Source organism: Psychrobacillus sp. FSL K6-2836 (genome assembly GCF_038003085.1).
In the GTDB taxonomy this organism is placed as follows: Bacteria; Bacillota; Bacilli; order Bacillales_A; family Planococcaceae; genus Psychrobacillus.
Genome location: NZ_JBBOOM010000001.1, coordinates 981,439 through 1,004,198, shown reverse-complemented (window position 1 = coordinate 1,004,198; position 22,760 = coordinate 981,439). Strand labels below are relative to the sequence as shown.

Sequence of the window (22,760 nt, the reverse complement as noted above, 5' to 3'; positions counted from 1 at the left end):
AAAAAAATTTATAAAACTATTAAACAATGGAAAAACATTCCGATACTATCTATGTAAGCAAGAAAAACGGGGTCCGGCCGGCTCGGTTCTCTTGTCTCATACAAAAACAAAACACTGCTCACAAGGACGTGAGCAACACATTCCAAGGAGGAACTAATAATGAGAATTAATCACAATATCGCAGCACTTAACACACACCGTCAGTTGAATACTGCTTCAACACAACAATCAAAATCAATGGAGAAACTATCTTCAGGTCTTCGTATCAACCGTGCTGGAGACGATGCAGCAGGTCTAGCAATTTCTGAAAAAATGCGTGCTCAAATCCGTGGTTTGGATCAAGCATCAAGTAATGCACAAGATGGTATTTCTCTAATTCAAACTGCTGAAGGTGCTTTGAATGAGACTCATGACATTCTTCAACGTATGCGTGAACTAGCTGACCAATCAGCAAATGGAACAAACACAAATGATGATCGTAAAGCGATTCAAGACGAAGTAAAACAATTAAAAGAAGAAATCGATCGTATTGGTAATACTACAGAATTTAATACTCAAAAATTATTGAATGGTAACTTGAAGGCATCTGCTGGTGCTTCTGTGGGGCAGGACTCAACAACAGGTACCAAAATTGGAAAACAAGAGAATGCTACTTTAACAGCTACTGCTGCTTTAGCAGGTCTTGCTGTTGCAGATGGTGATTTTGTTTCTGAAAAAATTACAATCGATGGAACTGAAGTTCAATTAAATTTCCAAAATTTAACAACAGATGAAAAAACAGCTATTAAAGCTGGATCTGCGACAGGTGCTTCTACTGATGCTCAAAATAAAGCAAAAGATTTAATCGTTGCTAAAATCAATGAGGCAATTGATGCTCAAGGTGCAAATGTTGATCATATATCTGGTTATATCTCGGGTGGTAATCTTGTACTTGAAAGTGGAAAAGATGGCACTACATCTGCTATCAAAACTGATGGTACAACTGGGGTAATGGATAAAGTTATGGGTGCTGCTGGTGCAACTGGTGCTACTGGTACAAGTAAATATAATGGTACGACAATTACTGATGATAGTACTCTATTAGTAAATTTAGGTGATAGACAATTAGAAGTAACACTTGCACATGGTGCTGATGTTGATAGTACAGTAGCAATGAAAGATTTGGCTAAGAGTCTTCAAGATTCAATAAATGCAGCCATTGGAACATATAACGGTGCATCTGGTGCAACTTCGAGTGATGCTGCTTACATTAATGATGTTAAAGTTAATGTAACTGATGACGGAAAACTGCAAGTAGTTAGTGAGGACGGTCCAATTTCCTTTACTGATAAAGTTGGAGCATCAGTTGTTGAGAATCTTGGTTTGTCACAAGCCCAAACAGACGCTTCTAGTAACGGTGGAATGACTTTCCAAATTGGCGCTAACAAAGGACAAACAATTACATTTGGCGTTAACGATATGCGTTCAGCTGCACTAGGTATTTCTAGTGTTGATGTCTCCTCTCAAGCTGGGGCTTCAAATGCACTTGAAAACTTAGATAAAGCAATTAAAACAGTTTCTTCAGAACGTTCAAAACTAGGTGCTGTTCAAAACCGTTTAGAACACACAATCAACAATTTAAACACTTCTTCTGAAAACCTAACTGCTGCGGAATCTCGTATCCGTGACGTAGACATGGCGAAAGAAATGATGAACCAAACTAAGAACTCAATTCTTTCTCAAGCAGCACAAGCAATGTTGGCACAAGCTAACCAACAACCGCAAGGAGTTCTACAACTTCTTCGTTAATTTTAAAATATTTGAAAGGAACTCTAGCTTTTTTAGGGTTCCTTTTTCATTTTTAGTTCAGGCTTTTATTCACTATTATATGTCAGGTACTAAAATCTTTATAAAATTAAACAATGAAAATGTTTTATATCGTTGGATATTAAATAATTTGATGATTATAGTTTTTTATCCATTTAGGCTTTTTGAGTCAACGCAAATGCTTCAAAATTTACTTCAACTTTCGGGTTCAATCTTTTAATAATAATACTGTGTCAAAGAGTATAATAGAGGTCATTTTAGTAGGATGTATACTCAGCTGACCAGAAAGGAACTCGATGAATAAAGATAGAGAAGAGCAAAGAAGGTTTCTCAATGAACAAATTCAATGGTGTAAAGAACAAGACCAAATCTTAAAAGAAATAGAAGCCCGTCTATATATAATGACAGATCTAGTAGAATATGCTCTCATTTATGATTTGAATCCAAATGAGATTACTAGGGTGAATTTTCAGTTAAATGAGCTTAAAAAGGAAGTTCGATCCTTTAATAAACAATTGTACACTATATTAAATTAAACAATAATGCGATTAGAATCTTCTTAAGGTAGGATAAAATTTCTCGAGGATTTTGAGACTTTGTTCCAAAGAGAACGTATTATTGGCAATCGATTTATGCTTCTTGCTTCAATAGTTTTTCTAAGATCATTCTTAGCTTTATCAAATTTAATCACATTAAAACCATCCTATGTAATTTTATTGTCTATCCCTCTCTTTTGAAATGCCTCAGTCGTAAAATCCTTTAGTAGTTATAATTTAGTTTCCGATTGAATTTTCAATATTTAATTCTATGTGAACTGTAGCAAGGACCTTGTATATTTTTAAATTTTCAAGCTATTCTTGGACTAACTGAATATACTTTTTAAACATAGTTTTCAGTAATATCTTCATTGTTATTAAAAACATTTACTTACAACCGATATAAACAGTAATATATATTTTAACAAGGGGGCAAGGCATGTATGGTCAATCGAATATCTGATTCAGTTGTAAATGTTCCAATCAATGCTGTAAAAACAGTTGATGTCGAATCAGTTGTATCCACTTCTTCTCAATCTGAATATATTCCATTATCAAAGGAAAGTGTTGAACAAACTCATTTACCTGCTGAAAAAGCAAAGAAAATGACAGATAGTATGAATCGGTTTATGGAATCGACTAATACAAACTTGCGATTTCAATATCATGAAGAACTAAAAGAGTACTATGTTACGATTGTAGATTCGAAGACTGATGAAGTGGTGAAAGAAATTCCTTCAAAAAAACTAATGGATATATATGCAGCTATGCGTGACTTCCTTGGTGTTTTAGTCGATCACAAAATTTAGAAAGCAGGTGGACATATGCGTATTACCGGATTAGCAAGTGGTATGGATACAGAAACAATGATTAAAGATATGATGAAAGCCCAGCGTATTCCTTTAGATAAGATAATGCAAAAGAAGCAATATATGGAATGGCAACGGGATGATTATCGATCAGCTAATAAAAAACTTTTTGATTTTCGGAATTTAACAAACGATACAATATTACGTCAATCTACTTATATACAAAAAACAGTGACTAGTTCAGCTCCGGACGATATTAGTGTTCGAAATGTAACTTCTACAAGTGACTTTACCGGTAAAATTAAAGTTGAACAGTTAGCTGAAGCTGCTACAATGCAAAGTTCGGGGCGTGTGCTCAATTCGGAAGCAGATCTGAAAAAAACTTTAAAAGAAATAAAGCCAACGATTAATATACCAACCACCTTCAATATAAAAGCAATAAAAGCAGATGGAACACTTGATACAAAAGGCTATGATGTAAAAATAGATGAAAACTCTACTATGCAAAGTATTTTGGATGATATCAATAAGAATTCTGGTGTAACAGCTATATTTGATAGCTTTACTGGAAAGATAGCTATTACTGCAAAAAATAGTGGTAATTCTCAAAACAGTACTAATGAAATAGAATTTACTGGTGACTTTGCAAAGTATTTTATGCAAATGGACACCAACAATGTTGCAGCGGCAACTGCTTCTAGAGGAACGGATGGTAAAAATGCCAAATTTATTTTTAACGGTTTAGAAACTCAGCGTCAATCAAATACTTTTCAAATCAATGGATTCGAAGTAACATTAAAAAAAGCTAATAACACAGATATTACTTTTAGTTCGGCACCTGACACTGATAAGATTCTTGAATCGGTCACTAAGTTTGTAGATGAATACAACAAGTTAATTGAGAACTTGAACAGTGAAATTCGTGAGAAAAAATATAGAGATTTCCAACCACTTTCTACTGAGCAGAAGGCGGATATGAAAGAAAAAGAAATCGAACTTTGGGAAGAAAAAGCAAAAAGTGGGACATTACGTAATGATAGTGTTATTTCCAGTGCGTTAAGTCAATTGCGTACAGCGTTAAATTCAGCTGTAAGTGGAATTAATGGTGCAGATAGATTAAGTGAAATAGGTATTACAACTTCTAGTAACTATATGGATAATGGAAAATTAGTAATTGATGAAGCGAAGTTGCGTAAAGCAATTTCAGATGATCCTAACCAAGTGTATGAACTTTTTGCAGCAGATGGTGCTACGAATTCGGAAAAAGGGCTAGGGAGAAGATTAGTAGCAACTCTAGATGATACGCGTAAGAAAGTAATTGAAAAAGCTGGATCGGATTCTGCAGTCAATAATACATTCTCACTTGGGCGTACATTAAATGGTTTTGAAGATCAAATTACTCGTTTTGAAGATCGTCTTTTAATGGTAGAAGATCGCTATTACCGCCAATTTGCAGCAATGGAATCTGCAATTCAACGAGCAAATCAACAATCTGCCTATTTAATGAATGCTTTTGGTGGCGGACAATAATAAAATTGTTACAAGTGTTACAAAAAGAGGAGTGTTATCATGGCGGTAAATAACCCATATCAAGCCTATCAACAAAATAGTGTTACTCAATCTACTCCGGGTGAGCTAACACTTATGCTATATAATGGCTGTTTGAAGTTTTTGAACCAAGCGAAAAAAGGAATAGAAACAAAAGATATTGAGTTGAAAAATACGAATATCCAAAAGGCTCAAAATATTTTACGTGAGTTAATGATTACTCTTGATCCATCACAAACTATCTCACAATCAATGTCTAGTTTATATGAATACATGATTAATCGCTTAGTAGAAGCAAATATAAACAATGATGCTGCTCTTGTGGATGAAGTATATGGACTGACAACCGAATTTCGTGATACATGGAAACAAGTAATTCAAATAAATCGTCAAAAACAATATGGCTCCGCAGGTGAAGTATGATTCGTGAGAGTCTAATCTCCTGGAGAAAAGCTACTGAAAAGTTAATACTTATTCTAGATGTTCAGGATGACGAAAAGCGCGATGAAGTGATTGAACAAGTAGAGAGTCTTTTGGTTGAACGTGAGAATTTACAGGCTTCTATTCAAGCTCCGTTTACAGACGAAGAATTTACTTTTGGACAAGAGCTACTCCCCCTGGAAAAAATACTTCAAGCAAAGCTAAAAGTCTATTTGAAGGATATTCGAGTGGATATAGCTGACCAACAAAAAAAGAAAGTGTCTGTCAACGCCTACATGGACCCTTACAACCAAGTCTTCCGAGATGGCACTTTTTACGATAAGAAAAAATAAACAAACCGGCATTAGCTCATGCTTGTGCCGGTTTTACATATGAATTGGAGTTATTAAAATGACAACATTAACAGAAGATCAAGTACAATTAGTTCGAGAATATACAACAATGCTTCAAAATATAAATGAAGCATTTGAATACGTTGTTGCTAGTTTTTCAGATTACTCGAAAACAGAAGGTGATCTTGTGTTGAGTGATATTCTTTCTTCCTTTGTTCAGCTTATTCAAGTGAACGATGATTTAACTTCTATTTATCATGAGAATATGGAAGTGAAAAACACTATTCTTGGCTTTAAAGAAGTTATTGCTGAAGCTGAGAAGTTAGATGGTATATTTGAAAAATCTCAAGAAAAACAAGAAGTGGTTCAGCAATTACTTTATCCAGCATACAAAAAATGGTTTGACTCTATTTATCCACAATTAGTTGTTTATACACAAGTATAAATTCTAACCCAATGAGAAAATATCATTGGGTTATTTTTATCCTCAAAACCGATACTCCTTTAACAGCCCCTCTAATTTCAACGCTAGTCCTATACTCCCCTCAACTTTCAACTTCCCAAACATAAATGCGGTAGTGCTATTTAACTCGCCCGCTAATAGTTTCATAAAATCTTTAGAACTCAAGGTTAGCTTGCAATCTGCTTTTGTTGTCGTATCTTCTGTTACCTCTGCGGTTCCATTTGTTAAGATTAGCTGTTTCACACATGCATTATCTCCAGTTAAGTTAAACTCATAACGTACATTTTCGTTTTGAATTGGTGCAGGATTTTCATTCATTGTTGTTTCAATTAGTTGCCATGTTTCATTCATATATGTTCATCCTTTCTTCATTTGAATGAATATTCATTCATATATTTATTTTCTCATATTTTTAACTTGTTGACGAGCTAATATTCCCCGGGAAATTAATTGAAAATTATAATGTGATTGGTTAATAGAAATGGTATGATTAGGTTAAACATTAAGTAGTTAAATAGAAGGAGGGTCTATATGTTCAAGAAAGTGCTAATAGTAACAGTTTTACTTACTTCATTTGCATCAACTGCTAGTGCTAATGCCTTGTATGAAGTTAAAAAAGGGGATACGTTAACGAAAATAGCTAAGCTAAATAAAGTAGCTATCAACGACCTCCGTTCATGGAACAAGCTAACAAAAGATAGTATTTATATTAAACAGAAATTGATCGTTAAAAAAGCGGCCGTTACGACGAAAGCACCAGCAAAAGTGATTGCTGCTAAACCGAAACCTGTGATAGTTACAAATACTCCTAAACAGGAAACCGTAGTTGAACCAGTTCAATCACTTGACGCTCAGCCAACCACTGCACCAATTGCAGAGCAAGCAAAGAATTTATCAATCGAAGGACAAGCTATATATTCTTTAATGATAGACTTTTCAAAGCATCTAGAAGGTATTCCATACTTATATGCTGGTAATACGATGGCTGGATTCGATTGTAGTGGATTTATTTATTTCCTTCATGCACAGGCAGGGCTAGATATTACGAGACAAAGCAGCGAAAGTTATTTTGCGCAGACAGCTAATGTGGCACTCCCGGTTGTAGGGGATCTAGTGTTTTTCGAAAATACATATAAGCAAGGAATCTCTCATATGGGAGTTTACTTGGGAGATAATAAGTTTATCCATGCTGGGTCAAAAGGGGTGGAAGTGGCTAGTTTAGAATCCTCTTATTGGAAAGATCATTTTGTTTCATTTAATCGATTCAATTCATTAACTGTTAATTAGAGCAGAAGCAAAAGGGGGATATTGCATGAAATGGACTATTGCTAAGAAAATGTGGCTTGGGTTTGTTGTTATTCTAGTACTATTAATGGCTGTCTCAATATTATCGATTATGACATTAGTCAATAATAGTGAGAAATATCAATTTTTGTTAGATGATCGAGTGGGTAAAGTGAATCTTGTAAAGGAAATTGAGATGTCTCAAAAAGACACAGCTAGAGCATTAATGGATTTTTTACTATTTAATACTGATGCAGCTAGGAAACATGTAGAGGAAAATCAGCAAATTACAAATGAGTTAACTGCTGAATTGCGCAATAAATTGTTTTCACCAGAGACAATAGATATGATTACTGAATTTGAAAAGAAAAATGATATGTTTGCTGCTATTAATGCAAACGCAATTAAGGCGAAAATAGAGAAAGATACTTCAGCGGTCAATAAATTCACAGCAAATGCGAAAGAAACAAATACAGCTGCACTTACAGTTTTAGAGGAAATTGAACAGTACTTACAAGCCGATATGGATACAACTAGAGATGAGCTTTCAAGCTATGAGGAGGGAGCAAGACTTTTCGTTAGTGCTTTAGCTATATTGGGAATTATACTAGGTATTCTTTTAGCATATTTCATCAGTAGAAGTATATCAAAACCTGTAAAACTTGTTACCGCAGGACTAACAGAAATTGCTACCGGAAATTTAACTGTAGAGCCAATAGTGATTAAAAATAAAGATGAAGTAGGAGAGATGGCTTCCGCTTTTAACACAATGTCTAAAGACCTCCGCGAAATAGTTTCTGGTGTTCGTGATTCTTCCATGCAGCTTGCAGCGAATGCAGAAGAGCTTTCAGCTAGCTCTGAAGAAAGTTTGGCTTCCTCTCAGATGGTTTCAAAATCTGCTGAAGCTCAAATGGTATCGAGTGAGCAGCAAGTGAACCACATGGATTCATCGGTCCAGTCATTGAACGAGCTATCGCAAGGTATCGGACAAATTTCTGTCAGCAATGAAGAAATGTTACAAGCTGCAAATGATGTACAAAAACTAATCCATACAGGATCTAATGTTGTATCGGATGTTGCTAAACAAATGGATACAATTCACACAACTTTTAATGACACGACTATTATTATGCAAAATATGGCGAAGCACTCCAATGATATTCAAACAGTTACTGCTTTAATAACGGATATATCCGAACAGACTAATTTATTAGCTTTGAATGCAGCCATCGAAGCAGCAAGGGCTGGTGAATACGGCAAGGGCTTTGCAGTTGTAGCAGATGAGGTTCGTAAACTTGCAGAGCAATCTAAGAATTCTGCAACAGAGATAGCCTCCATGGTTCAACTAATTCAAAGTGCTTCTGGAAATGCCGTTCATGCTATTACAGATGGAGGTGCGAAGGTGGAAGCCGGCATCGCTAAAACGACGGAATCCTTAAGAGTATTCCAAGGAATTGAAGAGGCTGTCGGAGAGGTTGGTCTTAAAGTGGAATCGGTTTCGGCAGCTATTGAACAAATCCAGGCAATGGCGGAGTCAGTTTCCCAGGGCGCGTTAGAAGTACAACGACTCGCAACGCTAGCAGCGGATGGTGCTAATGACACAAGTGCTGCAACGGAGCAGCAAATCGCTGCAAATGAAGAAATTTCGTCCAATGCGCAGTCGCTAGCAGATCTTGCTGAAGCTTTACAAAATAATGTTAGTCACTTTAAATTATAATAAAATTCTGTCTATCCTATGTCGTTTTCTACGGCATAGGATATTTTTCTGAAATAATACAAATTTTATATGTCCAAATACCCTCATGTTATGTATAATAAAAAGGTTACATTAGAATTATATGAAAATTATGGGTATAGGAAAAAAGGGGATATATATGAAATTAACGATTTCAAGGAAAATGTGGTTTGGTTTTAGTGCAATTCTACTACTACTAGTAATAACTAGTGTTCTTACTCAAAGTGGAACAAATAAATTAACGGACAGATACAAGGATTTACTGGATGATGATATAACTAAAATTAATCTAGTAGAGCAAATTATAGTTATACAAAAAGACATGGCAACTGCCGTATTAGAGTTTGTTATGTTTGGTAAGAAAGATGCTGTGGATAAGTTTGATGCTGAAATAGAGAAAGGCTCAGTTGCTGCAAGAGCTTTAATCGAAAAAGCTACAGATGCAGAATCTGCTAAGTTGATGAAAGATCTTCAAACAGAAACAGTGAAGTTGTTTGAAAACAACAATAAGATTATTGAGTTAAAATCGGCAAATAAACCATTTGAACAATATGCAGCAAATTCTTCAGAGATTAATGCTAATGTACTTGGTATTTTAGCAGATGTAAAAAAAATTCAAGAAGATAATATGGCAGATACAAGAGCAGAGTTAGAAGGATTTGAAGATAAAACAGCGATAGCACTAATTATTCTAACAATAGTAGCAATTATTTTTGGTATTTTGATTTCTTATTTTATTGGGAAATCTATTTCCAAACCAATTCAAAAGGTTACAAATGGTCTGGAGGAAATTGCAAAAGGTAACCTAGCAGTTGAGCCAATCATTATTAAAAACAGAGATGAAGTCGGTGTAATGGCGACGACGTTTAACAAAATGTCGAATGATTTACAGCAAATTGTATCCAGTGTTCGAGATTCCTCAATGCTATTAGCAGCAAATGCGGAAGAACTTTCTGCGAGCTCAGAAGAAAGTCTCGCTTCCTCTCAAATGGTAGCTAAGTCTGCGGAAGAGCAAATGGCCGCTAGTGAACAACAGGTAAAACATCTGGATTCATCCATGAACTCAATGGGAAGCCTACAACAAGGTGTATTTGAAATTGCATCTAGTAATGATGAAATGCTACAAGCGACGGCTGACGTGAAAACACTCGTAACAAAAGGTTCCTCTGTCGTTTCTGAAGTGGCTAACCAAATGGAAACGATTCATACTACCTTCACAGAAACAACTGAAATTATGAAAAACATGGCTAAACACTCGGACGAAATTCAAAACATTACTTCTCTTATTACGGATATTTCTGAGCAAACGAATTTACTTGCATTAAATGCAGCAATTGAAGCTGCTCGTGCAGGGGAATATGGTAAAGGATTTGCAGTAGTGGCGGAGGAAGTACGTAAACTGGCAGAGCAATCGAAGAATTCTGCATCCGAAATCGAGTCAATGGTTCAGCTAATCCAATCTGCCTCGGGTTCCGCAGTTAAAGCTATATCAACTGGTGGGGATAAGGTAGAGCAGGGTCTTGCGAAAACAACAGAATCTCTTAATGTATTCCATGAAATTGAAACTAGTGTAGAAGATGTGGTTCAAAAAGTAGAATTAGTATCATCTGAAATTGGACAAATTCAAGAAATGGCTCAATCTGTTACAGAGAGTGCCGAGAAAGTACAAACAATTGCCGCGCATGCAGCGGATAGTGCAAGTGATACAAGTGCTGCGACTGAACAACAATTAGCAGCAAACGAAGAAATTTCAGCCAATGCACAATCTCTAGCAGATTTAGCAGAGAAACTACAAAATAAAGTAAGTCATTTTAACTTATAATTTTCAGTGACTCTAAATCGCAAGCTGGATTTAGGGTCTTTTATTGGTAAACTTTCAGCTTGAATAATTATATTTACGTAGCAACTAGAGGAAAAGGGGATAATAATGAAACTATCAATTTCTAAGAAATTATGGGGTGGCTTTTCAGCAGTACTTATTTTATTAATAATTGCGAGTGTCATGTCTATGTGGACAACATATGATGTGTCGGATAGATATGATTCATTAATCGACGAGGAAATAGAACGCGTGACTCTTGTCGAGAAGTTGGAAGTAATTCAAAAACAAATGTCGACTTCCGTGCTAGAGTTTTTAATGTTCAATTAACTATCGTCAGTAGAGAAACTAGAAGCTAATTACAATCAAGTAATGGAGATTACAACAACTCTGGCTAGTAGTCTTAACGATTCTCCTTCAGAAGAGTTAATAGAAAAATTACAGGAGCAATCCAAACAACTTTTTGAAGCAAACAATCAAATGATTGAATTAAAAAAGGTAGACGGTATGTACTCAAAGTTCGCAGCTCAGTCCACTCAGCTTAATCTGGGAATTAGTGATATATTAGTAGAATTAAAAACTGCTGAACAAAATGAAGTTGATCAAACAAGAGACGAATTAATTACATATGTAAAAACTGCTAATATCGTCACATTAATATTAACGATTCTTAGTGTTATTGTAGGAATCCTTGTATCCCACTTCATAAGTAGAAGTATAGCTAGACCTATTAAGAAAGTGACAAATGGTCTTGCAGAAATTGCAGGTGGTAATTTAACGATAGAGCCGATTGTTATTAAGAATAAGGATGAAGTTGGGGATATGGCATTAACGTTCAACAAAATGTCGAATGATTTACAACGCATCGTGTCTGGTGTCCGCGATTCATCGATGCAGCTAGCAGCAAATGCGGAGGAACTTTCTGCAAGCTCGGAAGAAAGCCTTGCTTCCTCCCAGATGGTCGCAAAATCTGCGGAAGCTCAAATGGTAGCGAGTGAAGAACAAGTTGGGCAGATGAATGCTTCTATGCACTCTATGACAAGTTTACAAAAAGGCGTCTCACAAATTGCTTCTAGTAATGGTGAAATGTTAAAAGCTACGGATGGTGTACGATCCCTCGTTACACAAGGATCCTCCGTCGTAACGAATGTAGCTAGTCAAATGGATACCATTCATGCAACTTTCAATGAAACAACAGAAATCATGAAAAACATGGCGAAGCATTCCAATGAAATTCAAAATATCACATCGCTGATTACAGACATTTCCGATCAAACGAATCTGCTAGCATTAAATGCAGCAATTGAAGCAGCTCGTGCTGGGGAATACGGAAAAGGCTTTGCAGTAGTAGCAGAAGAAGTGCGAAAACTAGCAGAGCAATCCAAAAACTCAGCTTCCGAAATCGCATCAATGGTACAGCTAATCCAAGCAGCATCCAATTCCGCTGTTAAAGCTATTACAACAGGTGGAGATAAAGTAGAAGAAGGCCTATCAAAAACGACAGAATCCTTAAATGTCTTCCAACAAATCGAAACAAGCGTAGATGATGTCGTACAAAAAGTAGGATCTGTCACAACCGCAATTAGCCAAATCCAAGAAATGGCTAGTTCCGTAACAGAAAGTGTCCAACAAGTCCAAACACTGGCAACACACGCTGCAGACGGCGCAAGCGACACAAGCGCCGCAACCGAACAGCAACTAGCAGCCAACGAAGAAATCTCATCCAGTGCCCAATCTCTAGCTGATTTAGCCGAGAAACTACAGAACGAAGTAAGTCATTTTAAACTATAAGAGAGACGACTCCTATTTGTACTAGCAAATAGGAGTCGTTTTTTGTGAATGGGAAGCGGAGTTGGGTGAATCTAGTTGTATGTTGCGTAAACAGGCTATGATGTTGCGAGAACTGATCGTAATGTTGCGCATAAGCGAAAAACATTGCGCAAATCGCATTAAACGTTGCGAGAAGTGAGTAATTTGCGCAAACAGTTCCCGATGTTGTGAGATGAGGTAATAATGTTGCGCATAAACGAAAAACATCGCGTAAACCGCATTAAACGTTGCGAGAAACAAGAAAGTTGCGCAAACGGGTCACGATGTTGCGAGTAGAGTCAATAATGTTGCGTAAACACGAAAAACATTGCGTAAACCGCATTAAACGTTGCGAGAAACTAGAATGTTGCGTAAACAGTTCCGGATGTTGCGAGAAGAGGTCGTAATGTTGCGCATATGAGAAAAACATTGCGCAAATCGCATTAAACGTTGCGAGAAGTGAGTAAGTTGCGCAAACAGTTCCCGATGTTGTGAGATGAGGTAATAATGTTGCGCATAAACGAAAAACATCGCGTAAACCGCATTAAACGTTGCGAGAAACAAGAAAGTTGCGCAAACGGTTCACGATGTTGCGAGAAGAGGCAATAATGTTGCGTAAACACGAAAAACATTGCGTAAACCGCAATAAACGTTGCGAGAAACTAGAATGTTGCGTAAACAGTTCCGGATGTTGCGAGAAGAGGTCGTAATGTTGCGCATATGAGAAAAACATTGCGCAAACCGTATTAAACGTTGCGAGAAAGTTTTTCCTCAAATCCTTTAGGGGGAACACCTTACTGATTATAAAATGAAACTAGGGAGTGCCCTTATTTTTGCCTAAAATTATCTTTTATTATTCTAGAACTCGTCACAAAGTTTTCGATGAAAATCAAGTATACTAGCAGTAGGGAGTTGTTTCGAAATGTATACATTCATTATTTTCATACATGTAATTAGTGCAGTATTATCGATTGGACCATTTTTTGTTCTATTTCCTTTATTAAATAGGATGAAAGGCAAAAATAAAGAGATGTTAGATACATCGCTAGAAGTGTTTCAAGCGGCAATTCGACTTGTTAAACACGCCGGTCATGTACTTGTTGGTTCGGGGATTCTTCTTGTATGGCAGGGAAATTGGCCATGGACAACCTCGTGGGTGATTATGACGATTGTAGTGATGGCGAGTTCTATTGTGTTTCTAGCAAGAGCATTTAAACCAAATATACGGGAATTCCAAGCAGGAACGATTGATCTAGATACACTCATAAAAAAATTAAAGTCTGCTGTATGGAAATATATTTTATTATTACTAATCATGCTATGGTTCATGGTTGCAAAACCTAATTTGTGGTAATAGATACCCCTTTCTCTTTGTTGAGAAAGGGGTATACTTGTTTTCTTTCTTTTAAATTTCTCAAATTAAACTATATCACCAAAAGATTTTGATCTACGCTGTAACTTCGTTTCGTATAAAAGTAAGCAGACTTGCGATTCCCGACAATTAACTTGCGATTCGAGTATGTATTATTGCGATTCACGCGACTGACCTTGCGATTCAGAGCACATAACTTGCGATTCGCAAAAAGTAAGCTGAGACCTTGCGATTCCCGACTAATAACTTGCGATTTAACTATATGATATTGTGATTCTCACAAGAGAACTTGCGATTTAAAGTGCGATCAACTTTTATTAACTATATAATCTCTATCCACACTTCATCTCACTATTAACTCCCTGCACTTAATCCAACAATTTCTTTTCATAATAGCAACATCAAACAAGAATTCCTTTTCCCCTCCTCAACGACTCAATCATCTTACATACTCACGTCATTTTAACAAAAAGTTCACAATTATTTTTATTTCCTGCAAAATGCGATATATCGCAGATGTAAGCGATTACAAACAAAAAGAATATTCAAAAATAACTGACAATTATAAAAAAGGGTGTTGACGCAGCATTTTAAAGGCGTTATGATATCAACAATATATTAAATATTGTGAGAAAATTCACAATGACTTAATATTCAGAGCTGCAAAGCTAAACGCTACATAAGCGGTAAGTATAGGAGCGATTGAATTGAGAAGTGACATGATTAAAAAAGGCGTCGATCGTGCCCCACATAGAAGCTTGCTTTACGCAACTGGGGTCAAAACGAAAGATTTAGACAAACCGTTTATCGGTGTTTGTAACTCCTATATTGATATTATTCCTGGCCATATGCATTTAAACAAATTTGCTGAGGTCGTGAAAGATGCAATTCGTGAAGCAGGAGGAATTCCATTTGAGTTCAACACTATTGGTGTAGACGATGGAATTGCAATGGGTCACATCGGGATGAGATATTCACTTCCGAGCCGTGAGCTTATTGCGGATTCAGCTGAAACAGTGATTAATGCGCACTGGTTCGACGGAGTGTTCTACATTCCAAACTGTGACAAAATCACACCTGGAATGCTAATGGCAGCAGTAAGAACAAATGTCCCATCTGTGTTTGTTTCAGGTGGTCCAATGGAAGCTGGTACTTCAGCTGATGGTAAACAACTTTCACTCACATCTGTGTTTGAAGGAGTTGGATCTTATAAATCTGGCGGCATGACAGCGGAGCAGCTACTTGATATTGAACAAAATGCATGTCCAACATGTGGTTCATGTTCAGGAATGTTCACAGCTAACTCCATGAACTCATTAATGGAAATGCTGGGAATGACGCCTCCGGGTAATGGAACGATTATTGCAACATCTGACGAACGTCATCGCCTTATTAAAGAAGCAGCACATCATTTAGTACGTATGGTTAAAGAAGATGTGAAGCCAAGAGATTTAATAACAAAAGAAACAATCGATGATGCATTTGCACTTGATATGGCAATGGGTGGCTCAACAAACACTGTTCTCCACACATTAGCAATTGCACACGAAGCTGAAATTGAATACGACGTGAGAGAGATCAATGAAGTCGCTAAGCGTATTCCTTACTTATCCAAAATTATGCCAGCATCTGATTACTCCATGCATGATGTACATCTAGCAGGAGGAGTTAGTGCCATTATAAAAGAACTTTGTGAGATTCCGGGAGCTGTTCATCCAGATCGTCTAACGATTACAGGTAAATCACTCTATGAGAATGTCAAAGAAGCAGAAATTACGAATGATCAAGTCATACGCCGAAAAGAAAATCCATATAGTCCTGTAGGAGGCTTATCCGTGTTATTCGGAAATATTGCACCTGAAGGCGGGGTTATTAAAGTAGGTGCGGTGGATCCTTCTATTAAAGAGTTCACTGGTAAAGCAATTGTGTTCGATTCACAAGAGGCTGCACAAGAAGCAATTGATGAAGGCACTGTTCAAGCAGGTCATGTAGTGGTTATCCGCTATGAAGGTCCAAAAGGTGGACCAGGGATGCCAGAAATGCTTGCTCCAACATCCGCAATTCAAGGACGCGGATTAGGAACTCAGGTAGCACTAATTACAGACGGTCGTTTCTCCGGAGCATCTCGAGGAATTTCTATTGGACATATTTCTCCAGAAGCGGCAGATGGTGGCCCGATCGCTTTAGTACAAAATGATGATGTGATCGCTATTGATTTAACAAATAGAACGATAGATTTACAAGTTAGCGATGAGGAATTAGCTTCCAGACAAGCAAACTTAAAACCATTTGAACCAAAGATTAAAAAAGGCTATTTAGCAAGATATTCAAAACTTGTAACATCAGCAAGTACTGGTGGAGTTATGAAAATCTAAAAGAAATCTCTATATATCAATTTGATTAAAAACCAAATATATAAATCATTGATGAGGCAAAAGTTAAAGGAAACTTGTATTTACAGAGAGTCGGTGTGGTGGGAACCGGCAATACAACCTTTAGCGACATCCCCTCGGAGTGAAGTGTTGAACGGGAAACCTTTTAGATACTTCCGGGTGTAGTTTAGCTACTCTCGTTATAAATGGATGGTGGGCGTTTGCCTGTTGTCTGCGAGGTAGCGGTTGCGCTACGAACTAGGGTGGTACCATGAAAAGAATTTCATCCCTATACAAAAGAACGAAGGTTTCTTTGTGTGGGGTGAAATTCTTTTCTTTTTTATAAATTATACTTCAGTAATTTAAAGCACCAAGTCAAACGAAGCTTTTCAAGAAAACTGGACGATTTGATTAAAAGGAGGAATTTATGATGAAGTTGACCGTTGAGGAAACTGATCAAGTTTATGAAGAGCCAATCACCACGGAGGCTCCTATGCAGTTGAATGGTGCAGATGTTTTTATCGAAACGTTAAAGCAGCATCAGGTAGAAGTAATATTTGGTTATCCAGGTGGAGCGGTTTTACCTATTTATGACGCATTGTACAAAAATCCGATTAAACATATTCTTGCAAGACATGAGCAGGGTGCTATTCACGCAGCTGAAGGGTATGCACGTGTTTCTGGGAAGGTTGGGGTAGTAATTGCCACTTCAGGACCAGGTGCAACAAATTTAGTTACTGGCATTGCTGACGCGATGATGGATTCAATTCCACTTGTCGTGTTTACCGGGCAGGTTGCTACAACTGTGATTGGTACAGATGCATTCCAAGAGGCAGATATTATCGGCATTACCCAGCCTATTACAAAACATAATTACCAAGTTAAAGATGTTGCAGATTTCCCAAGAATCATTAACGAAGCTTTTCATATTGCTTCTACAGGTCGTCCAGGACCAGTTGTCGTAGATATTCCTAAAAATATGGCTACTAGTTTGTTCTCAAAGTCGATTGAAGACACACAGGAAGTAAATCTTCCAGGATATCAGCCAACGACAACGCCAAACTTTTTACAAATTCAAAAAGCAGCGCAAGCTATTTCTACTGCAAAGCAGCCGTTAATCCTTGCTGGAGCAGGAGTATTATTCGCAAAAGCATCAGACGAACTAGCTGCATTTGCTGAAAAATATCAAATTCCTATAACAAACACGCTTCTGGGATTAGGGACTATCGAAGGAAATCATCCACTTTTCCTTGGAATGGCAGGCATGCATGGAACGTATACGGCCAATATGGCAATCCAAACATGTGATTTACTCATAAATGTCGGAGCTAGATTTGATGATAGACTAACAGGAAATTTAAACTACTTTGCACCAAACGCTAAAGTAGTTCATATAGACATTGATCCAGCTGAGATTGGAAAAAATGTTCCTACAGAAATTCCCATCGTTGCGGATGCAAAAGAAGCTTTAGAAGCACTACTAGCACAAGGTTCACCAAATGGGAACACGGCAGCATGGCTGGAAAGCTTGAATATTTCAAAGGAGCAATATCCGTTCCATTATCAAGCTAGCGAGGAACGCGGATTGCTACCACAGCAAGTACTTGAGCTAGTACATGAGTATACGAACGGAGATGCCGTTGTAACGACAGACGTTGGACAGCATCAAATGTGGACAGCACAATATTATAAATTTAACCAGCCGCATAACTGGGTTACATCTGGTGGACTTGGAACGATGGGATTTGGTTTCCCAGCAGCAATCGGAGCACAGTTAGCAAAACCGACCGCGAAGGTAGTTTCAATTGTAGGAGATGCAGGCTTCCAAATGACTTTACAGGAGTTATCTCTATTACAAGAGCTAAGAATTCCCGTAAAAGTGATTATCTTAAACAACCAAGCGCTTGGAATGGTTCGCCAGTGGCAGGAGACATTCCACGGGGAAAGATTCTCGCAATCACTTATTCCGGTTCAACCAGATTTCGTGAAACTAGCAGCAGCTTACGATATTAAGGGCTATAAGATTGAAACGTTCGAAGATGCGAAGGCCCAATTAAAAGAAGCACTAGAATCCGATGAGCCAGTACTAATCGATTGCCGAGTTGTGCAAAAAGAAAGTGTCTATCCAATGGTTGCTCCAGGTAAAGGGCTACATGAAATGATTGGAGTGAAGCCAGAATGAAACGAATCATCACAGTAACCGTGTTAAATCAAAGCGGAGTTCTCAATCGTGTTACTGGCCTTCTCATGAAGCGTCAGTTCAACATAGAAAGCATCACAGTAGGGCATACAGTTCAACCGGACATATCCAAAATGACATTTGTCGTAAATGTGGAGGATGAACAGAAGCTTGAGCAGCTATTAAAGCAGCTACAAAAACAAGTAGATGTACTAAAAGTTAATGATATTACGGAAAAACAAATTGTCGTAAGAGAGCTGGCGCTCGTGAAAGTCGTGTCGCCACCAGCTGTAAGAGCAGAAATTAATAGCATCATCGAACCTTTCCGAGCTTCTATTATTGATACCGGGAAAAATGTTGTCACATTCCAAGTAACAGGTAGTCCAGAAAAAATCGATGCATTTATTGATTTGATTAAGCCTTATGGCATTAAAGAGCTTACTAGAACAGGCGTAACAGCCTTTGTTCGTGAGACACAAAAAGTAAATACACCACAGTTATCCATTTTAAAATAATATAAAAAACCTAAATTAGAGGAGGAAATAACAATGGCTAAAATGTATTATAACGGAGATATCAACGAAGGACTTTTACAGGACAAAAAAATCGCAATCATCGGGTACGGATCTCAAGGTCACGCACATGCACAAAACTTAAAGGATTCAGGATTTGACGTAATCGTAGGTATTCGTGCAGGTAAATCATTCGACCAAGCAAAAGAAGACGGTTTAGACGTATATTCTGTAAAAGAAGCGGCTGAAAAAGCAGACGTTATCATGATTCTATTACCAGATGAAAGACAAAAAGCAGTATATGAAGCTGAAATTCAACCTTCATTAAAAGCTGGTAAAACTTTAGTATTTGCACATGGCTTCAACGTACATTTTGGTCAAATCGTTCCTCCAGCAGATGTGGACGTATTCTTAGTAGCACCAAAAGGTCCTGGTCATTTAGTACGTAGAACATTCGAAGCGGGAGCAGGAGTACCTGGATTATTCGCAGTTTATCAAGATGCAACTGGGCAAGCGAAAGACCTAGCCCTTGCTTATGCTAAAGGTATCGGAGCTGCTCGTGCTGGCGTTTTAGAAACAACATTTAAAGAAGAAACAGAAACAGATCTATTCGGTGAGCAAGCGGTACTTTGTGGTAGTACAACGGCTATCGTAAAAGCTGGTTTCGAAACATTAGTAGAAGCTGGTTACCAACCAGAGCTTGCTTACTTTGAAACATTACACGAACTAAAACTAATCGTTGACCTAATGTACGAAGGAGGAATGGCTACAATGCGTTCTTCTATCTCGGATACAGCTGAGTGGGGAGATTTCGTGTCAGGTCCACGCATCATTGACTCATCTGTAAAAGATCGTATGAAGGACGTATTAACAGACATTCAAGACGGTACATTTGCAAGAGAATGGATTAAAGAAAACGAAACAGATCGTCCAAAATATAACGCCATCAAACAAGCAGAATCTGAGCACCAAATCGAAGTAGTTGGAGCGAAATTACGTGAAATGATGCCTTTCATCAATGAAGGGAAAAAAGTCAAGAAAGAAGTGGTGACTAGTGCGCAAAATTGAAATTTTTGACACAACGCTACGTGACGGTGAACAATCGGCCGGTATTAATCTAAATACGAAAGAAAAGCTAGAAATCGCTCGTCAGCTTGAAAAGTACGGTGTTTCCATTATTGAAGCAGGGTTTCCTGCTTCATCCCCTGGGGACTTCGAAGCAGTTAAGTTAATTGCAGATACAGTGAAAAATTCAGTCGTTACGGGTCTAGCTCGTTCTATTAAAAGTGATATTGAAACTTCATGGGAAGCGTTAAAAGGTGGAGTACAGCCTCATCTGCACACATTTATCGCAACTTCCCCAATTCATATGCAATATAAGCTAAATAAAACACCAGAGCAAGTAATTGAAATTGCTGTTGAGTCTGTCAAACTAGCGAAAAAATATTTTCCACTTGTACAGTGGTCAGCTGAGGATGCTACTCGCTCAGACAAGGATTTCCTTGTACGCATTATGAATGAAGTGATAAAAGCAGGCGCAACAACGATCAATATTCCAGATACAGTTGGCTATGCAACTCCTATTGAATATGGTGCTTTATTCAAATACTTAAGTGAAAACGTAACAGGCATCGAAAAAGTGAAATTATCTGCTCATTGTCATGATGACTTAGGGATGGCTGTTGCCAATACCTTAGCAGCAATTGAAAATGGAGCGTCGCAAGTTGAGGGTACGATTAATGGTATCGGTGAACGTGCAGGTAATGCAGCACTAGAGGAAGTGGCTGTTGCACTACATATTCGCAATGATTATTACCAAGCCGATTCAGGGATTATATTGAAAGAAACGAAGCGTACTAGCCAACTAGTAAGTCAACTTACAGGTGTTGTTATTCAGCCAAACAAAGCTGTTGTCGGAAAAAATGCATTTGCTCATGAATCTGGTATTCACCAGGATGGCATGCTAAAAAATCCAGAAACATATGAAATCATTACACCTGATTTAATCGGTGATGTAGCAACCGAGCTAGTTCTTGGAAAACACTCTGGTCGTCATGCATTCTTCTCTAGAGCAGCAGAAATGGGCTTCCAATTAACTGATGAGAAACTAAATGCAGCATTTGTAGCGTTTAAGAAATTAGCAGATCGTAAGAAAGAAATTAGTGAAGAGGATTTATTTGTTTTATTGACCGACCAACAGGTGAAAAGTGGAGAAGTGGAAGTGTATGAATTAGAGGAATTGATCATTCATTATGAAAACAATGTTCCGACCTCTACGATTACTGTAAAAGTGCCATCCGGTGAAAAAGTAGTGGAAACCTGCGCAGGTTCAGGTGCAGTAGAAGCCATTTTCAATACATTGGAAAAAATCGTAAAAGGTGAAGTTCGTATTTTAGACTATCGTGTTTCATCTGTATCCAAAGGTCGCGATGCACTTGGTGAAGCAGTTATCAACTTAACCTTCAACGGCAAAACATCATCTGGTCGCAATGCTTCTCAGGATGTATTGAAAGCATCTGCAAGAGCATACATCAACGCTATCAACCGTCAATTAGTAAACGTTCAAATAAAAGAACAAGCAGCAGTAGGACAATAAGTGTAAACAAAAAAATGGGAGTGAATGAGATGGAAAAAACGATAACGGTATTACCGGGAGATGGAATCGGGCCGGAAGTAACAGAAGCAGCGGTAAAGGTGCTTCAAGCTATTGCAAAACGTTATAACCATACGTTTAACTTGCAATACGGATTGATCGGTGGAGCGGCAATTGATGCTCGTGAGAACCCACTTCCTGAAGAAACTATTAATGCATGTAGTAAAAGTGATGCCATCCTTTTAGGTGCAGTAGGTGGGCCAAAATGGGATCAAAATCCATCTCATTTACGTCCGGAAAAAGGGTTGCTAGCTATTCGTAAGCACTTTGGATTGTATGCAAATATTCGTCCAGTAAAAGCGATTCCTGCTTTACTAGAAGCTTCTCCTCTTAAAAAGGAAATAGCAGAATCCGTAGATTTAGTTATTGTTCGTGAATTGACTGGTGGCTTATATTTTGCTGAGCCTCGTAAGAAAACAAATGATTATGCAGTGGATACTTTAGTTTATACACGGGGTGAAATTGAACGAATCGTGGATACTGCTTTCCAATTAGCAAGAAGTCGTCGTGGCAAGCTTGCTTCTGTGGATAAAGCGAACGTACTAGATTCTAGTAAATTATGGCGTCAAATCGTCGAAGAGAAAAAACAAGGCTATCCGGATGTAGAAGTAGAGCATATGCTTGTGGATTCAACTGCGATGAAGTTAATCACGAAACCAGATTCATTTGACGTAATTGTAACGGAAAATATGTTTGGGGACATTTTAAGTGATGAGGCATCCGTAATAACTGGTTCCTTAGGAATGCTTCCTTCGGCAAGTACACGTGAGGATGGCTTTGGTTTATACGAACCAGTCCATGGCTCTGCTCCGGATATTGCTGGTCAAAACAAAGCAAACCCAGCTGCAACTATTCTTTCAACAGCTATGATGCTGCGTGAAGCGTTCCAAATGGAAACGGAAGCGGCAGCTATTGAAGAAGCAGTATTTAATGTATTAAATGACGGTAATTTTACAAGTGACCTTCAAATAAAAGGGAAACGAGTTCTTTCTACTACGGAATGGACTGCAAAAGTGATCGAAGAATTAGACTCAGAATTTGTATCAGATAGTATTATGTTTTCTTATGTCTAACCAAAAGGAGAGGGACT

At 37.7% G+C, this 22,760-nt stretch carries 20 protein-coding genes; 19 read left to right on the top strand and 1 reads right to left on the bottom strand.

The genetic code is table 11. From position 1 onward, the window contains the following. The first annotated feature begins 159 nt into the window (after positions 1 to 159). The 7 genes from MKY37_RS04865 to MKY37_RS04835 all read left to right on the top strand — a co-directional run bounded on the left by MKY37_RS04865 (position 160) and on the right by MKY37_RS04835 (position 5,917). A complete protein-coding gene (locus MKY37_RS04865; RefSeq protein ID WP_340774376.1) occupies positions 160 to 1,788 on the top strand; it encodes a flagellin N-terminal helical domain-containing protein in 1,629 nt (542 codons plus the stop codon). A gap of 314 nt (positions 1,789 to 2,102) precedes the next feature. After that, entirely contained in the window at positions 2,103 to 2,342 is a 240-nt protein-coding gene (locus MKY37_RS04860; protein WP_340774372.1) for a hypothetical protein, read from the top strand. A gap of 443 nt (positions 2,343 to 2,785) precedes the next feature. Then, on the top strand, positions 2,786 to 3,151 hold the full coding sequence (gene flaG / locus MKY37_RS04855) for a flagellar protein FlaG (protein WP_340774370.1): 366 nt from the start codon (positions 2,786 to 2,788) through the stop codon (positions 3,149 to 3,151). Positions 3,152 to 3,166: 15 nt separating this feature from the next. Continuing rightward, entirely contained in the window at positions 3,167 to 4,681 is a 1,515-nt protein-coding gene (locus MKY37_RS04850) for a flagellar hook-associated protein 2 (protein ID WP_340774368.1), read from the top strand. Between the two features lie 39 nt (positions 4,682 to 4,720). Then, the gene (fliS, locus tag MKY37_RS04845) at positions 4,721 to 5,122 is read left to right on the top strand and encodes a flagellar export chaperone FliS (RefSeq protein WP_340774365.1); all 402 of its coding nucleotides are present in this window, start codon (positions 4,721 to 4,723) and stop codon (positions 5,120 to 5,122) included. Next, positions 5,119 to 5,472, top strand: coding sequence for a hypothetical protein (locus tag MKY37_RS04840; protein WP_340774363.1), 354 nt, complete (start codon positions 5,119 to 5,121; stop codon positions 5,470 to 5,472). Before fliS ends, MKY37_RS04840 begins: the two co-directional genes overlap by 4 nt. A gap of 58 nt (positions 5,473 to 5,530) precedes the next feature. Beyond that, on the top strand, positions 5,531 to 5,917 hold the full coding sequence (locus MKY37_RS04835; RefSeq protein WP_340774361.1) for a hypothetical protein: 387 nt from the start codon (positions 5,531 to 5,533) through the stop codon (positions 5,915 to 5,917). A 42-nt stretch (positions 5,918 to 5,959) separates the two neighbouring features. Here MKY37_RS04835 and MKY37_RS04830 read toward each other — a convergent pair whose 3' ends face one another. Then, complete coding sequence (locus tag MKY37_RS04830; protein ID WP_340774359.1) at positions 5,960 to 6,286, bottom strand: SCP2 sterol-binding domain-containing protein; 327 nt, start codon at positions 6,284 to 6,286, stop codon at positions 5,960 to 5,962. A gap of 180 nt (positions 6,287 to 6,466) precedes the next feature. Here MKY37_RS04830 and MKY37_RS04825 point away from each other — a divergent pair, with 180 nt between their 5' ends. The 12 genes from MKY37_RS04825 to leuB all read left to right on the top strand — a co-directional run bounded on the left by MKY37_RS04825 (position 6,467) and on the right by leuB (position 22,743). Continuing rightward, the gene (locus MKY37_RS04825) at positions 6,467 to 7,222 is read left to right on the top strand and encodes a C40 family peptidase (RefSeq protein WP_340774357.1); all 756 of its coding nucleotides are present in this window, start codon (positions 6,467 to 6,469) and stop codon (positions 7,220 to 7,222) included. Positions 7,223 to 7,247: 25 nt separating this feature from the next. Next, complete coding sequence (locus MKY37_RS04820) at positions 7,248 to 8,936, top strand: methyl-accepting chemotaxis protein (RefSeq protein ID WP_340774355.1); 1,689 nt, start codon at positions 7,248 to 7,250, stop codon at positions 8,934 to 8,936. A 157-nt stretch (positions 8,937 to 9,093) separates the two neighbouring features. Then, positions 9,094 to 10,776 (top strand): methyl-accepting chemotaxis protein, encoded by a 1,683-nt coding sequence (locus tag MKY37_RS04815; RefSeq protein WP_340774353.1) that lies wholly within the window; start codon positions 9,094 to 9,096, stop codon positions 10,774 to 10,776. A 105-nt stretch (positions 10,777 to 10,881) separates the two neighbouring features. After that, on the top strand, positions 10,882 to 11,103 hold the full coding sequence (locus tag MKY37_RS04810; protein WP_340774351.1) for a CHASE3 domain-containing protein: 222 nt from the start codon (positions 10,882 to 10,884) through the stop codon (positions 11,101 to 11,103). Between the two features lie 42 nt (positions 11,104 to 11,145). Then, positions 11,146 to 12,564, top strand: coding sequence for a methyl-accepting chemotaxis protein (locus tag MKY37_RS04805; RefSeq protein ID WP_340774350.1), 1,419 nt, complete (start codon positions 11,146 to 11,148; stop codon positions 12,562 to 12,564). A gap of 940 nt (positions 12,565 to 13,504) precedes the next feature. Beyond that, positions 13,505 to 13,936: a hypothetical protein gene (locus MKY37_RS04800; protein ID WP_340774348.1), complete on the top strand. Its 432-nt coding sequence runs from the start codon at positions 13,505 to 13,507 to the stop codon at positions 13,934 to 13,936. A 725-nt stretch (positions 13,937 to 14,661) separates the two neighbouring features. After that, entirely contained in the window at positions 14,662 to 16,329 is a 1,668-nt protein-coding gene (ilvD, locus tag MKY37_RS04795) for a dihydroxy-acid dehydratase (RefSeq protein WP_340774345.1), read from the top strand. A 490-nt stretch (positions 16,330 to 16,819) separates the two neighbouring features. Beyond that, entirely contained in the window at positions 16,820 to 18,508 is a 1,689-nt protein-coding gene (gene ilvB / locus MKY37_RS04790; protein WP_340779843.1) for an acetolactate synthase large subunit, read from the top strand. Further along, the gene (ilvN, locus tag MKY37_RS04785; RefSeq protein WP_340774343.1) at positions 18,505 to 19,020 is read left to right on the top strand and encodes an acetolactate synthase small subunit; all 516 of its coding nucleotides are present in this window, start codon (positions 18,505 to 18,507) and stop codon (positions 19,018 to 19,020) included. The genes ilvB and ilvN overlap by 4 nt, the downstream gene beginning before the upstream one ends. Positions 19,021 to 19,053: 33 nt before the next feature. Further along, positions 19,054 to 20,085 carry a ketol-acid reductoisomerase gene (ilvC, locus tag MKY37_RS04780; protein WP_340774340.1) on the top strand — a complete coding sequence of 344 codons (1,032 nt, stop codon included), beginning with the start codon at positions 19,054 to 19,056 and terminating at the stop codon, positions 20,083 to 20,085. Next, the gene (locus MKY37_RS04775; protein ID WP_340774338.1) at positions 20,072 to 21,613 is read left to right on the top strand and encodes a 2-isopropylmalate synthase; all 1,542 of its coding nucleotides are present in this window, start codon (positions 20,072 to 20,074) and stop codon (positions 21,611 to 21,613) included. Before ilvC ends, MKY37_RS04775 begins: the two co-directional genes overlap by 14 nt. 29 nt (positions 21,614 to 21,642) lie before the next feature. Then, entirely contained in the window at positions 21,643 to 22,743 is a 1,101-nt protein-coding gene (gene leuB, locus MKY37_RS04770) for a 3-isopropylmalate dehydrogenase (RefSeq protein WP_340774336.1), read from the top strand. The last annotated feature ends 17 nt before the right edge of the window (positions 22,744 to 22,760 follow it).

Coding starts and splice junctions, on each gene's coding strand:
- ilvB (WP_340779843.1), top strand. CDS start 16,820: ATGCAGTTGAATGGTGCAGATGTTTTTATCGAAACGTTAAAGCAGCAT.
- MKY37_RS04800 (WP_340774348.1), top strand. CDS start 13,505: ATGTATACATTCATTATTTTCATACATGTAATTAGTGCAGTATTATCG.
- MKY37_RS04865 (WP_340774376.1), top strand. CDS start 160: ATGAGAATTAATCACAATATCGCAGCACTTAACACACACCGTCAGTTG.
- ilvC (WP_340774340.1), top strand. CDS start 19,054: ATGGCTAAAATGTATTATAACGGAGATATCAACGAAGGACTTTTACAG.
- MKY37_RS04860 (WP_340774372.1), top strand. CDS start 2,103: ATGAATAAAGATAGAGAAGAGCAAAGAAGGTTTCTCAATGAACAAATT.
- MKY37_RS04840 (WP_340774363.1), top strand. CDS start 5,119: ATGATTCGTGAGAGTCTAATCTCCTGGAGAAAAGCTACTGAAAAGTTA.
- fliS (WP_340774365.1), top strand. CDS start 4,721: ATGGCGGTAAATAACCCATATCAAGCCTATCAACAAAATAGTGTTACT.
- MKY37_RS04805 (WP_340774350.1), top strand. CDS start 11,146: ATGGAGATTACAACAACTCTGGCTAGTAGTCTTAACGATTCTCCTTCA.
- flaG (WP_340774370.1), top strand. CDS start 2,786: ATGGTCAATCGAATATCTGATTCAGTTGTAAATGTTCCAATCAATGCT.
- MKY37_RS04825 (WP_340774357.1), top strand. CDS start 6,467: ATGTTCAAGAAAGTGCTAATAGTAACAGTTTTACTTACTTCATTTGCA.
- ilvN (WP_340774343.1), top strand. CDS start 18,505: ATGAAACGAATCATCACAGTAACCGTGTTAAATCAAAGCGGAGTTCTC.
- MKY37_RS04850 (WP_340774368.1), top strand. CDS start 3,167: ATGCGTATTACCGGATTAGCAAGTGGTATGGATACAGAAACAATGATT.
- leuB (WP_340774336.1), top strand. CDS start 21,643: ATGGAAAAAACGATAACGGTATTACCGGGAGATGGAATCGGGCCGGAA.
- MKY37_RS04830 (WP_340774359.1), bottom strand. CDS start 6,286: ATGAATGAAACATGGCAACTAATTGAAACAACAATGAATGAAAATCCT.
- MKY37_RS04815 (WP_340774353.1), top strand. CDS start 9,094: ATGAAATTAACGATTTCAAGGAAAATGTGGTTTGGTTTTAGTGCAATT.
- MKY37_RS04810 (WP_340774351.1), top strand. CDS start 10,882: ATGAAACTATCAATTTCTAAGAAATTATGGGGTGGCTTTTCAGCAGTA.
- MKY37_RS04835 (WP_340774361.1), top strand. CDS start 5,531: ATGACAACATTAACAGAAGATCAAGTACAATTAGTTCGAGAATATACA.
- MKY37_RS04820 (WP_340774355.1), top strand. CDS start 7,248: ATGAAATGGACTATTGCTAAGAAAATGTGGCTTGGGTTTGTTGTTATT.